Annotated in this window: 15 protein-coding genes; 6 read left to right on the top strand and 9 right to left on the bottom strand. The window is 48.8% G+C overall.

Annotation, left to right across the window (positions count from 1 at the left end; genetic code table 11):
- Positions 1-12 precede the first annotated feature (12 nt).
- Positions 13-1725, top strand: a complete 1713-nt coding sequence (recJ, locus tag BLQ88_RS26555; protein ID WP_090156043.1) for a single-stranded-DNA-specific exonuclease RecJ — start codon at positions 13-15, stop codon at positions 1723-1725.
- Between the two features lie 18 nt (positions 1726-1743).
- Positions 1744-2475: an LPS export ABC transporter ATP-binding protein gene (gene lptB, locus BLQ88_RS26550; RefSeq protein ID WP_090156042.1), complete on the top strand. Its 732-nt coding sequence runs from the start codon at positions 1744-1746 to the stop codon at positions 2473-2475.
- 98 nt (positions 2476-2573) lie between these two features.
- On the opposite strand, the gene BLQ88_RS36860 is transcribed toward lptB, so the two are convergent.
- The 3 genes from BLQ88_RS36860 to BLQ88_RS26540 form a co-directional block, all read right to left on the bottom strand.
- Positions 2574-2729, bottom strand: coding sequence for a hypothetical protein (locus BLQ88_RS36860; RefSeq protein ID WP_176885121.1), 156 nt, complete (start codon positions 2727-2729; stop codon positions 2574-2576).
- Between the two features lie 90 nt (positions 2730-2819).
- Positions 2820-4028: a GTP-binding protein gene (locus tag BLQ88_RS26545; RefSeq protein WP_090156041.1), complete on the bottom strand. Its 1209-nt coding sequence runs from the start codon at positions 4026-4028 to the stop codon at positions 2820-2822.
- 74 nt (positions 4029-4102) lie between these two features.
- The gene (locus BLQ88_RS26540; protein WP_143016940.1) at positions 4103-4648 is read right to left on the bottom strand and encodes a copper chaperone; all 546 of its coding nucleotides are present in this window, start codon (positions 4646-4648) and stop codon (positions 4103-4105) included.
- Positions 4649-4737: 89 nt separating this feature from the next.
- On the opposite strand from BLQ88_RS26540, the gene BLQ88_RS26535 reads away from it, so the two are divergent.
- Entirely contained in the window at positions 4738-5148 is a 411-nt protein-coding gene (locus BLQ88_RS26535; RefSeq protein WP_090156039.1) for a hypothetical protein, read from the top strand.
- Positions 5145-5579, top strand: coding sequence for a DUF3299 domain-containing protein (locus BLQ88_RS26530; protein WP_090156038.1), 435 nt, complete (start codon positions 5145-5147; stop codon positions 5577-5579). The genes BLQ88_RS26535 and BLQ88_RS26530 overlap by 4 nt, the downstream gene beginning before the upstream one ends.
- Positions 5580-5582: 3 nt before the next feature.
- Here BLQ88_RS26530 and BLQ88_RS26525 read toward each other — a convergent pair whose 3' ends face one another.
- Together BLQ88_RS26525 and recO are read right to left on the bottom strand one after the other, a co-directional pair.
- Positions 5583-6302 (bottom strand): DUF4488 domain-containing protein, encoded by a 720-nt coding sequence (locus BLQ88_RS26525; RefSeq protein ID WP_090156037.1) that lies wholly within the window; start codon positions 6300-6302, stop codon positions 5583-5585.
- A gap of 68 nt (positions 6303-6370) precedes the next feature.
- Positions 6371-7066, bottom strand: a complete 696-nt coding sequence (gene recO / locus BLQ88_RS26520; protein WP_090156036.1) for a DNA repair protein RecO — start codon at positions 7064-7066, stop codon at positions 6371-6373.
- Between the two features lie 427 nt (positions 7067-7493).
- On the opposite strand from recO, the gene BLQ88_RS26515 reads away from it, so the two are divergent.
- Both BLQ88_RS26515 and BLQ88_RS26510 read left to right on the top strand, forming a co-directional pair.
- The gene (locus tag BLQ88_RS26515) at positions 7494-9386 is read left to right on the top strand and encodes an amidophosphoribosyltransferase (protein ID WP_090156035.1); all 1893 of its coding nucleotides are present in this window, start codon (positions 7494-7496) and stop codon (positions 9384-9386) included.
- A 139-nt stretch (positions 9387-9525) separates the two neighbouring features.
- Positions 9526-10023 carry a DUF6265 family protein gene (locus tag BLQ88_RS26510; RefSeq protein WP_090156034.1) on the top strand — a complete coding sequence of 166 codons (498 nt, stop codon included), beginning with the start codon at positions 9526-9528 and terminating at the stop codon, positions 10021-10023.
- A gap of 57 nt (positions 10024-10080) precedes the next feature.
- Here the strand turns inward: BLQ88_RS26510 and BLQ88_RS26505 are convergent, their stop codons facing one another.
- From BLQ88_RS26505 to BLQ88_RS26490, 4 genes are read right to left on the bottom strand one after another with little or no spacing between them, the layout of a single operon-like run.
- Positions 10081-10527 carry a DMT family transporter gene (locus BLQ88_RS26505; protein WP_090156033.1) on the bottom strand — a complete coding sequence of 149 codons (447 nt, stop codon included), beginning with the start codon at positions 10525-10527 and terminating at the stop codon, positions 10081-10083.
- 21 nt (positions 10528-10548) lie between these two features.
- Complete coding sequence (gene nuoK, locus BLQ88_RS26500) at positions 10549-10860, bottom strand: NADH-quinone oxidoreductase subunit NuoK (protein ID WP_090156032.1); 312 nt, start codon at positions 10858-10860, stop codon at positions 10549-10551.
- Positions 10857-11378, bottom strand: coding sequence for an NADH-quinone oxidoreductase subunit J family protein (locus BLQ88_RS26495; RefSeq protein ID WP_090156031.1), 522 nt, complete (start codon positions 11376-11378; stop codon positions 10857-10859). Before BLQ88_RS26495 ends, nuoK begins: the two co-directional genes overlap by 4 nt.
- A gap of 6 nt (positions 11379-11384) precedes the next feature.
- Positions 11385-12854 (bottom strand): 4Fe-4S binding protein, encoded by a 1470-nt coding sequence (locus BLQ88_RS26490; protein WP_229212874.1) that lies wholly within the window; start codon positions 12852-12854, stop codon positions 11385-11387.
- Between the last annotated feature and the right edge of the window lie 24 nt (positions 12855-12878).

Genomic DNA, 12878 nt, shown 5'->3' with positions numbered 1-12878 from the left:
TATCTTTGTTCTATGATTGAAAAGCGCTGGATACATTACCCTCCCTTTACCTCTGAACAAGAACAGGTTGCACAGAGATTGACCGAATCCCTGAAAGTAAGCCCCTCGCTGGCAACGCTTTTGGTGCAGCGCGGCATTCTCGATTTCGACCAGTCGCGCGATTTTTTCCGCCCCGATATCAAGCATTTACACGATCCGTTTCAAATGGCGGATATGGAAAAAGCCGTGGAGCGTTTGATCAAAGCTATTGATTCGAATGAGAAAATACTCGTTTACGGTGATTACGATGTGGATGGTACCACGTCCGTCGCATTGTTTTACGGTTTTCTCAAAAGGATTTATCCCAATCTCGATTATTACATTCCCGATCGCTACGAGGAAGGCTACGGCGTTTCCTGGCAGGGCGTGGAATGGGCCGAAGCCAATGGCTATACATTAATAGTAACCCTCGACTGCGGCGTTAAATCCGTTGACAAGGTAACCGTCGCCCTCGAAAAGGGCATCGACTTCATTATATGTGACCACCACCGGCCAGGCGACGAGCTGCCGCCAGCCGCTGCCGTGCTCGACCCAAAGCGCGAGGATTGTTTGTATCCTTATAAAGAGCTCACAGGCTGCGGCGTCGGTTTCAAGCTTTTGCAGGCATTTTGTATCAAACAAGGCCTCGATCCTGAAACGCTTTACGACTATCTCGACTTGCTGGTCGTCAGTATTGCTTCCGACATCGTGCCGATTACGGGCGAAAACCGCGTGTTAGCATTCTATGGTTTACAAAGATTGAATGCGCATCCGCGGACCGGCATTAAAGCATTGATCCAAATCTCAGGAATCAGCGGCTCGCTGGATATTACCAATGTCGTTTTCGGACTCGGCCCGCGCATTAATGCAGCCGGGCGCATCAAGCACGCGAAAGAAGCTGTTAGACTATTGCTTTCGGAAATCGAGGAAGAGGCCATTGCATTCGCCGAAGAAATTAACAAGCATAACAGCGAGCGCCGCAATTTCGATTCGAGCATTACCGAGCAGGCACTTTTCATGATCGAAAACGACGAATGGTTTTCGAATGCGAAAAGTACCGTATTATATAAGGAAGACTGGCACAAAGGCGTGATCGGCATTGTGGCCAGCCGGTGCATTGAAAAATACCACCGCCCAACGATCATACTCACGCAATCGCACGGGAAAGCGGCCGGTTCCGCCCGCTCGGTGCCTGGTTTCGATGTGTACGAGGCGATCGAGGAATGCGCGGATCTTTTGGAACAATACGGCGGGCACACTTTTGCTGCCGGACTCACATTGCCGCTCGATAATGTGGAAGCATTTCGAATGCGGTTCAACGAAATCGTAAGCAGCCGCATTCAGCCGGACCAGCTGGTGCCGATGATCAATGTGGATATGCTGCTGGAACTGGAAAACATCACGCCGAAGTTTTACAATATCCTTCGGCAAATGGGACCATTCGGACCAGGGAATTTGACGCCGGTTTTCGAATCACGAAATATGACGCTGGTCGGAAGGCCGATGTTGATGAAAGAAAAGCATATCAAATTTGATGTAAAGCAAAACAGCTCGGCGGTTTTTACGGCCGTGGGCTTCGGAATGGGGCATTTTTATCCGGATATCGTCAACGGAAGGCCGTTCTCGATCTGCTATTGCCTCGAAGAGAATAATTTCCGCGACAAGAAAACCTTGCAGCTGTCGTTGAAAGACATTAAGCTGCATTGAGGAAGAACTGAACGAACAATGATACTAAGAACCGAAAACCTCGTGAAGAAATACGGGGTTCGTCTTGTTAATAATAATGTAAGCTACCAGGTCGAGCAGGGCGAGATCGTCGGGCTGCTCGGGCCGAATGGGGCGGGGAAAACCACTTCCTTTTATATGGCCGTTGGATTGGTGAAACCTAACAGCGGAAAAGTGTACCTCGACGATAAGGACATTACGAACCTTCCCATGTACAAGCGCGCGCGCCTGGGCCTGGGCTATCTCGCGCAGGAAGCATCCGTTTTCCGCACATTGACGGTAGAAGAAAACATTAAGGCGGTCCTGGAAATGACCGACCTTTCCAAAGCCGACCAGAAGCATAAGGTAGAAGAACTGATCGAAGAATTCCACCTTGGCCATGTCCGCAAAAGCAAAGGTATGGTCCTTTCGGGAGGTGAACGCCGCCGTACGGAAATTGCAAGATCACTGGCGGTGGATCCGAAATTTATATTGCTCGATGAGCCATTCGCTGGTGTGGACCCGATTGCGGTAGAGGACATTCAAAGCATTGTCGCCAAATTGAAACATAAAAACATCGGTATCCTCATCACCGACCATAATGTGAACGAAACCCTGTCGATTACCGACCGGGCATATCTGCTTTTCGAAGGGAAGATTTTGAAACAGGGAAGTGCCGAGGAACTGGCGGAAGACGAGGTGGTGCGCCGCGTTTACCTGGGACAGAATTTCGAGTTGAAAAGGAAGATCTGAAATGTCTCCAGCATAGAAAAGGGAACGCTCGCGGCACTCCCTCTCTTACAATTATTCACCATGAACTGTATTACTAGTCAAAAAGAGTAACAGCGATGCTACTTCTTAGGGCACTTTTTACAATGCTTGCCCTTCTTCTTGTATTTCTCGCAACACTTCTTAAACACGCATTCGGTGCTGTCTTCGAAGTTTTTCATCCAGAAACACCCCTGCTCCGACCCCACATTGTAATCACTCATTGTACAAGCGCTCATTCACATTGCCGTTTAAACTGAGGCAAATATATTACCTATTTAGAATGATTCAAATTTTAGGCGAAAATTATTTTGAATAAATCTAAATAATCAGAATACCGGAAATGGGTCACTTATCACTTCGCCCCGCTCCATTTGTCCGATCTCCTCCTCGCTGCAAAGACATTCGCGTAGTTCCCGGGTAACCGTACCTTCATCTACATCCTGTCCGATGATGACAAGCTCGTTCATCCTGTCGCCAAACCTTCCCCAGCGGCTTTCGATCATGCCCCGGTTTTCGAGAAAAGCCTGGTATTTCAGCCGCTCTTTGAATGGCATGCTAACCCACCACACACCTGCGGGTTCCGCTCGCAACGAACCGCCTGCCTGGCTCCAGTTCATCGCCTGCTCCGGCCGGGAGCTAAGCCAGAACAGCCCTTTGCTGCGGATAATGCCCGCCGGCCAGTTTTGGGACAGGTATTTCCAAAACCGCTGCGGATGGAATGGGCGCGAGTCGGTAAAAATGAAGGAGCGAATGCCATACTCTTCTGTTTCAGGCTTGTGCCCACCATTCTGAACCAGGTTCAATTCGCGTATCCAGCCTGCTGACTGGGATGCCACTTCATAGTCAAACAACCCCGTGTTCAGGATCGAAGAAGGCGAAACTTTTGAAAAAGAGCTCTCGATAAGCCTTGCAACTGGATTCAATGCTTTGATCACAGCTTTTAATTCCTGCAAATGCTGCCGTGATACGAGGTCTGATTTATTCAGAATAATCACATCTGCAAACTCGATCTGATCGGTAAGCAGGTTGACAATCGCCCTGGTATCCGACTGATCCTCATTTAGTTCACGGCTCACCACTGTATCCACCGACCCGAAATCCTTCGCAAAGTTGAATGCATCCACGACCGTCACCATGCAATCGATCGTCGCCCATCGGGAAAGGTCGATCCCGTTTTGCTCGTCCGAGAAACTGAAAGTTTGCGCGACCGGCACCGGTTCGGAAATGCCTGTACTCTCGATCAGCAGGTAATCGAAGCGTCCCTCGCGCGCCAGCTTTTCCACTTCCACCATCAGGTCCTCCCTCAAAGTGCAGCAAATGCAGCCATTCGACATTTCCACCAGCTTCTCTTCCGTCCTGTGCAAAACATTTTCCTCCCGCACCAACCGCGCATCGACGTTGATCTCGCTCATGTCATTCACGATCACCGCCACTTTGAGCCCTTCCTTATTATGGAGGATATGGTTGAGAAGCGTCGTCTTACCCGCGCCCAAAAAGCCACTTACTACCGTAACGGGCAACTTTGTTCTTTGCATAAAAGGTCGTATTTATATTTGCAACAATGTTGCAAATATAAATACAGCACAAACAATAATGCAACACTGTTGCATTATTGGAACTTATATCCTTTGGTTTTCAATGCCTGGTAGATTTCGTCCGGGCTGGTACGGCCCTTTTCATAAGAGAGGCTTACCGCGGGCATAGCAACCTTGATACTACTTTTCCGAATCCCGTCAATACCCGACAGGTCGGTTCTCAGCCGCTGCTCGCCGCTATGTTCTAAAAAATGGATGTCCAGCTGCCGCGATTGCCGGAACCGCTCGAAATGCTGCTCAGCCAGTATTTGCTCTTCCGTTTTGAACGGTTCGCGGTAACCGATGACCAGGCCGCCCACGGTAATCACCAGACTGCCATAAAACGACAGCATTTCCAGCCGGCTATGGAATGATAATGCAAAAAAGTGGTAGGCTAAAATTCTTCCCACGAGCCAAAGCAGAACACACCACTGCATTACCGCGAACATAGGCTGGTAACTGCTTAAAAAACCGGTATGTGCGACCGACGCGGGAATTAATGAGAAAAGTGGAAGCAGGCAGCATCCGATATGCAGAAGTGTAGCAAAGAGGCTGGCAGACAATGAATAAACGAATCGCATTGGTAAATAGAACTTGCAAGACTATTGTTTCCTAAAACTTTTTAATTCATTTTTGCAACGTTGTTGCATTTAATGAAGTTCCATTCGCAATGAATCTTACCCGTCCGATTTCCCTGTTTGCTATTTGCCTGCTGGCAGCCTCCTGCTCGAAGAAAAGCGAGAAAAGCCCTCAGCTAATCGAAGCAAACCGTTTGCATCTCGAAGCCATTGAAATTTCAAAACAATTGGAAACCAGACTCGATAGCCTGTCGCCCAAAGCAGCCGGCGATGTGGAGAAATCACGGATCGATAGCCTGAGATCCCTGATTGAAACCTGGGAGGAGAATGTGATTGAGGTGCCCGGCTTCCCGCATGCACACGACCACGCACATGGCGCACATTCGCACAAGTCAGCCCCGCCCATGACCGACGAATCAATGCTAGATTATCAGCGGCAATCGCGTGAGGCTATTATTGAATTGAAAGAGGCTATTGTAAAAATTGACAGTCTGCAAAAATGAAACGACTTGCCTTACTCTGCACTCCTCTGCTGGCATTCGCATTCCATGCCGAACCGCTGCAAATAAACTGGAAACGGTTGACCGACGTTCGGTTTACCAGAAAACTTAATAGCGAGTTGAGCATGTATTTCCTCTACCCCACGTTCGGGCCATCGGTGAATGCATTACAGGGCAAAGAGGTGATTATCAGAGGATATATGATACCCGTCGATCCCAATGAGGACATTTACGTAATTTCCGCCAAGCCGATGGCTGCCTGCTTTTTCTGCGGCGGCTCAGGCCCGGAGTCGATTATGGAACTACAATTCAGGAAGAAAAAACAGCGCTTTCGCACCGATGAAGTAAGGACTGTGCGCGGGAAGCTGGCATTGAATGCCAATGATGTCGATCACCTCAACTACATTTTGAAGGAAGCGGAAGTGATCGAGTAAAAATCAGGGGATTTTCTCCCAAATTTCATGCATAGGCTTGCCGTCGCTGCTTTTGCCGCTATGGTCCCAACGGCCATTATCGAGCTTATGGTTAAATGAGAGGGACGAGCCCACGCGATTATTATCCTTGGAGAAAAACTGGATATTCTCGGTATACTTGCCGTCTTTCACCGTGTAGGTTCCGCCGCCCGTCGCATAAAATCCCTTCACCGCCGGGTCGATCGCAAACCATTGAAAACGGGTTTTCGACAGCAATTTGAGCGTTTTTCGCGTTCCTGTCTGGTGAATTTGAACGAGCCCGCCCTGACCATTGTCGCGCTCCGTAATGTGCCACGCGCCCGCCATCGGTGCATTAGTGGTTGCATCATCTACACGCATCCACACCATCGCTTCCTCATAGCGCAATGTGAGAATGTCATCTTTCACCGTTACCGTGAACTCGATCGGAATGCCGATTTTGGCCGTATCCGCCGAGTTGAATTCGGGTGTGTAAGTCATTTTATCGCCGTTCATCGTAAACGGGCCGCCCTCGGCTCTTTCAAAATATTTGTTACCAATGCTGTAAGAAGCGATAACGAGGTAATTATCAGCCACAATGAGCGTCGAAGCACTCCCGGTTGGCTCCTGCGACTTCCAGGCACCTTTCGGAGCTTGTGCCAGGAGCTCCTGCGCGAATGTTAAGAAAGAAATGAGTAGAAAGGCGGTTGTCAGTATATGTTTCATTGCATTCGGTTTGATGGAGTTACCATATACGTTATCAAAATTATGCCAATTTCTGTCGGAAGCAATTTTCAGCGCAAAACTTCCCGCAAAACATCCAGCGACTTGATCTCTCCAAGTCCCTCCATGTGGATTTTGTAAAAGAAAATCAGCTTTTCGAGGATATTTATCCGCCTTGTCCTGTCCAGTGGAATGGACAATCCGTAGCCATTTTCCAGCATTTCGACCGTGGCCGAGTGCTCCTGCGCATCGGGTTGGTGGGGAAAATGGTTGTGTTTCAACTCATTTTCCAGGTCGTCTGCCGTCTCCACGCCAAACCCCAGGTAATGTGCAAGTTGCATCAGGAACTGGATATGGAAATTTTCGAAACCCGTCTCCGCCTCATCCAGATACAGGACCGATTGTTCAATAAAATGGAACAATGGCTCGTTGTTTTCTTCCTCGCGCAAAGTCTTACCAAGCATTTCGGTCACAAAAAGTGCCAGGCCTGATTTTATTACATCAAAAGGTATCGCGTAGAATGGCGCGTAGCATTTGATCTCGGAAATACGGTGGATAGTGTCTTCCTTGTTCTTGTGATACACCACCAGATCGAGCAAAGTGAGGGGTTGAAAGAAGGCGATCCGGTTGGTTTTGGAATTGCTGCTTCGTACGCCGTTGACGATATATGTCTGTATACCAAAGGCTTCCGTATAAATCTTCGCGATAATGGAAGATTCTTTGTAACGGATGTAGCTCAATGCGATGCCACGGGTTTTATGAAGCATGGAAATTTTAATATCGATTTGATCAAAAGTAGTTATCTTTCTTTTAATTGATTGTCTATTGAAATCTTGCTTTCTCTTGTGATCCGGCAGTTAAAACTGCCGGCAAGGGGATTGACGGTTCGGCACTTTCGCGCAGAGTCGCAATCTAATACCGTCGGTTTAAACCAACGGAAAGGCAGTTAAAACTGCCGGCAAGAGGATTTGACGGTCCGGTACTTTCGCGCAAAGCCGCAATCTAATACCGTCGGTTTAAACCGACGGAAGGAAAGGAAAATTTGAGCAATTTTGCAGTTTTTTAAGCCAAAGGATTTGTACCTTTGTAAGAAATAACGAACTAAACGAGAATCGAAATTCGTTAGGCTAATATTCAGGGAATACGCTTTGCATACCAGCAAACACCAATATCTCTAAAAGCATTACTCTTCTTATGAGCGACGCCATTAAGCATGAGTGCGGCATAGCACTTATCCGTCTTAGAAAGCCTTATCAATACTACATCGACAAGTACGAAACGCCGCTGTACGCAGTCCATAAGCTTTCGGTGATGATGGAAAAACAGGTCAACCGGGGCCAGGATGGAGCCGGGGTAGCCAACATCAAGATTGATGTCCCGCCCGGGAAACGATACATCAGCCGATACAGATCCGTAGAGCCTCAGCCACTTACGGACATTTTCTCCAAAATTCACAAAAAATTCAGGAAGGGTCTCAAAAACAACCGGGACCATGCCAGCGACGGAAAATGGTTGCAGGAAAACCTGGCTTTTACGGGAGAAGTGTGGCTGGGACATCTTCGATACGGTACACATGGCTCCAATGAAGTGGAAAACTGCCACCCGATGCTGCGCCAAAGTAACTGGCGGAGCCGCAATCTTGTTATGGCGGGTAACTTCAACATGACCAATGTGGATGAGCTTTTCGGCAAACTGGTTTCACTCGGCCAGCACCCGAAAGAGAAAGTCGACACCGTAACGGTAATGGAAAAAATTGGACATTTCCTGGATGAAGAAAACCAGCGGGTGTTCGAGCGTTTCAAAGGAGTTTATGAAAACCCGACATTGTCCGACGTTATCGAGGACAATATTGACCTGCCTCGCTTGCTCTACCGCTCGTGCCGCGATTTCGACGGCGGCTATGCGATGTGCGGCCTCACAGGTTATGGCGCATCTTTCGTAATCCGCGACCCGGCAGGCATTCGCCCGGCATTCTATTATGCTGACGATGAAGTAGTTGTAGTCGCCTCCGAAAAGCAGGCGATCAAGGCTGCATTCAATGTAGATTATGATCAGATCACCGAAATTACACCGGGTTCTGCATTGATCGTAGACAAAAACGGTGAATATAACGAGTTCCCGATCCTGCCCCGCTTGGAAAAACGTTCATGCAGTTTCGAGCGCATTTATTTCTCCCGCGGCACCGATCCGGACATTTATAATGAGCGCAAACAGCTTGGTAAACTGCTGATTCCGCAAATTCTTAAAGAAGTTAATTACGACCTCGAAAACACGATTTTCTCATACATTCCGAACACAGCTGAAACGGCTTTCCTCGGAATGATCGAAGGTTTGGAAGAATATCTTGCCAAAAAGCGCAAGCAGGCCATTATGGAAGGCATTTTGTTCGAAGAAGACCTTGAAAAAGTGCTTTCTTTCCGCCCGAGGATCGAGAAACTGGTTACCAAAGATGTGAAATCACGCACATTCATCACAGCCGATGCTTTGCGCGATGACATGGTTTCGAGTGTGTACGATACCACTTTCGAGGTAGTTCGCAAAAATGTGGACACCGTGGTGATCATCGACGACTCCATCGTTCGCGGTACCACCCTTGAAAAGAGCATTCTGACAATGCTCGACCGTCTGAAACCGAAGAAAATCGTGGTAGCATCTTCCGCCCCACAAATCCGCTTCCCGGATTGCTACGGTATCGACATGTCGAGGATGAAGGATTTCGTCGCTTACCGCGCGGTATTGAAATTGCTGGAAGAACGCGACATGGAATACAAACTGGAAGATGCTTACACCCAGAGTGTTACAGCATTGGCAACCAAGAATCCATATCACACCAACTACGTAAAAGCGCTGTACGAACCTTTTACGGACGAAGAGATTTCACAAAAAATCGCTGAAATTATCCGCCCGAAAGGTTTGAATGCAGAACTCGCAGTAGTGTTCCAAACCGTTGAAAACCTGCACAAAGCGTGCCCGGGCCATCTCGGAGACTGGTACTTCACCGGAAACTACCCAACTCAGGGTGGTAACAAAGTTGTGAACAAAGCCTTTACGAACTCCTACGAGGGTAAGTTGGAGCGCGCTTATTGATAGGAAATATTTGAAGTGATGGTAGTCGGCCTGGAAACGGGCCGGCTATTTTTTTGATCACCTACCTAAATTGAGTCAGTACGTTGACGGAATTAACATTTCTATTAATTTGCCACCTCAATTCTCAACCTAAATCTCAATGACCCAATTCAACACAATTCAAAAAGCCTGTCTGGCATTTGTTCTGGTATTGACGGCGACATTTGCTCAGGCACAAGGTACCTTGAACGACATCGCATTCCTCGACGGCCGCTGGCTCGGAACTTATAACGGTGGGCCTATCGAAGCTTCCTGGACTGCGCCCAAAGGCAATAACATCGTCGGTTTCATTCGAATGATCAAAGATGATAAGCCTGCGCTTTATGAAATCTTCGCATTTGAACAGACCGATAATGGCCCTGTGGCGATGGTGAAGCATTTTAAACCCGGCATGATCTCGCTGGAAGAAAAAGAGGTAGCTGATCGTTACAAATTCATCGAAGCTAAAAAGAACCAGGCTTTATTTGAAAAAGACGACGCTTCTGTGCGTATCATTTACGAAAGACGCTCCCCTACTCAACTGGTGATCCAGCGCGGAAAAAAAGAAAATGATAAATGGAGCTTTGTGGATCTGTTTATTTTCAACAAAATCCCCTGAGAGAACCCCAATGACATTTTGAACAGCAATCCACGCGGGTTGCTGTTTTTTTATGTCTTAATTTTTGAGGATCAGGTACACGCCGCTTACGAGCAAAATGGCACCCAAAATGCGCGGCAATGTGATATGATGGACCGCAAAGCCCTGTAAACCAAAATGGTCGATCGTCATGACGGTTACCATTTGTCCCGCGATGATGAGGCACATCATATTGGACGGGCCGATATTGCGGACGATAAAGATCACCGTAATCACATAAAACGCGCCCAATACACCGCCCAGGAAGCGCGTCCAGGAAACCTGTTTGAGATCCGCTATCGACGGGATCGGGTTTTGATTGAAGCAGGCAAATGCAATGCTCAGGACCATTAATCCCACGAAAAACGAAGTCATTCCGGCGAGAATCGGGTTATTGATCGACTCCCGGAGCTCGGTATTCACGCCGGATTGCACGGCGTTGCTGATACCGATGAGAAAAGCGAAGATCAGGAAAATCCAGTTCATGCGGCAGCGGTGATCTTTAAGCTATTGCTTCAATTCATTTACCTTATCGGGATCGACCGTTTTAAATCGGCCATAAACCCGCAGAATGATCGCCAGCGCCACGGTTACCTCGGCTGCCGCGACCACAATTACAAACAATGCGAAAAGCTGGCCGCTCAATCGCTCGGGATCGTGCCGGCCAAATGCTACCAGATTGATATTGACCGCATTCAGCATCAACTCGATACCGAGCAGCATACCTATAAAATGCCGTTTGGTGATGGAAATAGCGAGCCCTATGCAAAACAATGCAGCCGCAACAACCAGGTAATATTGTACAGGAATGGTCGTCATGCGGTCGGGTTTCTGTTTAATGCGAGATAGGCAGCGCCGATGAGCGCAACGAGCAAGAGAATTGCGGCTATTTCAAAAGGTAATAAATGGCTGGTCATCAGTTCTACGCCAATCGTTTTGATCGTCGATTTGGTACTCATTTCTTCTCCCGCCATTCTGAAATCCGAGGATAGAATCACTTTCACCAGCAATCCGAATAGCCCGGCGCCAGCCACAAAACCCCAAATTTTCCTGGTTATGGCTACTTCGACGCGGTTATGGCGTGTGGAGTCGTCGCTTTTCTCCTTTTTTTGTGTAAGCATTATGCCAAATATCAGCAGCACGAGAATCCCGCCCACATAAATCATGATCTGGGAAACGGCCAGAAAATCCGCGCCCGCGAGCACGTATAATGCAGCCACGCCCAGGAACGCGACGAACAATGCGAATGCGCCGTAAATGAGGTTTCTGGAAAAAAGTATGAACAGCCCGGCAGCGAGTGTCAATGCGGAAAAAACGTAGAATATAATTGCCTCCATGCGCGCCTATTCTTTGGGTTTCGGTTTCATTGTCGGACGGAATGCTGGTTTGGCGGCTACTGGCTTTTCCTCAGACGCCGCAGGTGTCTCCGGGGTTGGCGTCTCTGCCGCCGGTTTTTCGGCATTATCTTCTGAAACCACTTTCGGCTTCATCGTAGGACGGAATGGCGCTTTGGCAACTGGTTTTTCAACCGGTTCGGCAGGCGTTTCGGCAACCGGCTTCTCAACTGGTTCAACAGGCGTTTCAGCAACCGGCTTCTCCGCATTGTCTTCTGAAACCACTTTTGGTTTCATCGTCGGACGAAATGCTGGCTTGGCAGCAGCGGGAGTTTCGGTAACTGGTTTTTCAACCGGTTCAGCAGGCGTTTCGGCAATCAGCTTCTCCGCATTCTCCTCTAAAACCGCTTTCGGCTTCATCGTTGGACGGAATGGCACCTTGGCAACTGGTTTTTCAACCGGTTCAGCAGGCGTTTCAGCAACGGGTCTCTCCGCATTATCTTCTGAAACCGCTTTCGGCTTCATCGTTGGACGGAACGGCGCTTTGGCAACTGGTTTTTCAACCGGTTCAACAGGCGTTTCAGCAACCGGCTTTTCCGCATTTTCATCCGATACAACCTTTGGTTTCAAAGTCGGACGGAATACAGGCTTGGCAGCCGCGGGCTTTTCAGTTGGTACGGCTTCCGGTGCAGCTTCCTGCGCCGGCACCTCACCTTCCACCTTCTTAGGCTTCATCACCGGTTTGAATGCCGGTTTCGGAGCCGGAGTTACCGATTCATCGGCATCGGCATTGGTATCTTTGGCTACGGGCTCTTCAACTGGCTTCGGTTTTGCGGTGGGTTTGAAAACCGGGCGGGCAGGTGCAGCAGTACCGGTTGCAGCCGTCGCTGGCGTAGCCGCAGGGGCTGCTTTCGCGGCTTTCAGCGCTTCTTTTTCCTTCTGGAACTGGTCGAGGAGCATGCGCTTCTCGTCGGCTTGTTCGGCGGTGAGGTTGGAATAATTGTAAACCATATCCCGCACATCGAGCTCGCTGTAATCGAATGTCTTGGTCATTGTCAGACATTCCGTCGGACAAACCGTTGTGCAAAGGCCGCAATAGCAGCATTTGGCCATATCGATATCGAATTTGGCCGCATACAGGCGGATCGGCGAGCCGTCGGAGGCACGCCCAACGTCTTCTACCGCTTTTATCGGCTCGATATCGATGCAATCGACCGGACAAACCTTCGCGCATTTGTCGCAGACAATGCAGTCGTCCATCTCGTTATGCAAACGGTACCTGCCATTATCGGGAATGGGAATGGTTTCCAGCGGATATTGGATCGTAACGATGCCATCCTGCTGGTCGTAAAAGTCGGATGAACGAATATCCGCAGGTTTACGACTCTTACGGGCATTCAAAAGGTGCCGTAACGTCAGCCGCATGCCCGTGAGGGTCGTACTGATGCCGTCGGATATGTTTTTAAAGTATTCTGACAAAATCCCTGTTCGTTGGTATAGCGG

It is taken from the genome of Dyadobacter soli (assembly GCF_900101885.1).
Classification (GTDB): domain Bacteria; phylum Bacteroidota; class Bacteroidia; order Cytophagales; family Spirosomataceae; genus Dyadobacter; species Dyadobacter soli.
Note: the sequence above shows the minus strand (reverse complement) of the source record. Positions and strands in the feature narration are given on the sequence as shown.

Bases quoted from the DNA above. Each gene is read 5' to 3' on its own strand.
- BLQ88_RS26495 (WP_090156031.1), bottom strand. From the start codon at position 11,378: ATGGAGGCAATTATATTCTACGTTTTTTCCGCATTGACACTCGCTGCC.
- recJ (WP_090156043.1), top strand. From the start codon at position 13: ATGATTGAAAAGCGCTGGATACATTACCCTCCCTTTACCTCTGAACAA.
- BLQ88_RS26505 (WP_090156033.1), bottom strand. From the start codon at position 10,527: ATGAACTGGATTTTCCTGATCTTCGCTTTTCTCATCGGTATCAGCAAC.
- BLQ88_RS26515 (WP_090156035.1), top strand. From the start codon at position 7,494: ATGAGCGACGCCATTAAGCATGAGTGCGGCATAGCACTTATCCGTCTT.
- recO (WP_090156036.1), bottom strand. From the start codon at position 7,066: ATGCTTCATAAAACCCGTGGCATCGCATTGAGCTACATCCGTTACAAA.
- lptB (WP_090156042.1), top strand. From the start codon at position 1,744: ATGATACTAAGAACCGAAAACCTCGTGAAGAAATACGGGGTTCGTCTT.
- BLQ88_RS26510 (WP_090156034.1), top strand. From the start codon at position 9,526: ATGACCCAATTCAACACAATTCAAAAAGCCTGTCTGGCATTTGTTCTG.
- BLQ88_RS26540 (WP_143016940.1), bottom strand. From the start codon at position 4,648: ATGCGATTCGTTTATTCATTGTCTGCCAGCCTCTTTGCTACACTTCTG.
- BLQ88_RS26545 (WP_090156041.1), bottom strand. From the start codon at position 4,028: ATGCAAAGAACAAAGTTGCCCGTTACGGTAGTAAGTGGCTTTTTGGGC.
- BLQ88_RS36860 (WP_176885121.1), bottom strand. From the start codon at position 2,729: ATGAGCGCTTGTACAATGAGTGATTACAATGTGGGGTCGGAGCAGGGG.
- BLQ88_RS26525 (WP_090156037.1), bottom strand. From the start codon at position 6,302: ATGAAACATATACTGACAACCGCCTTTCTACTCATTTCTTTCTTAACA.
- BLQ88_RS26530 (WP_090156038.1), top strand. From the start codon at position 5,145: ATGAAACGACTTGCCTTACTCTGCACTCCTCTGCTGGCATTCGCATTC.
- BLQ88_RS26535 (WP_090156039.1), top strand. From the start codon at position 4,738: ATGAATCTTACCCGTCCGATTTCCCTGTTTGCTATTTGCCTGCTGGCA.
- nuoK (WP_090156032.1), bottom strand. From the start codon at position 10,860: ATGACGACCATTCCTGTACAATATTACCTGGTTGTTGCGGCTGCATTG.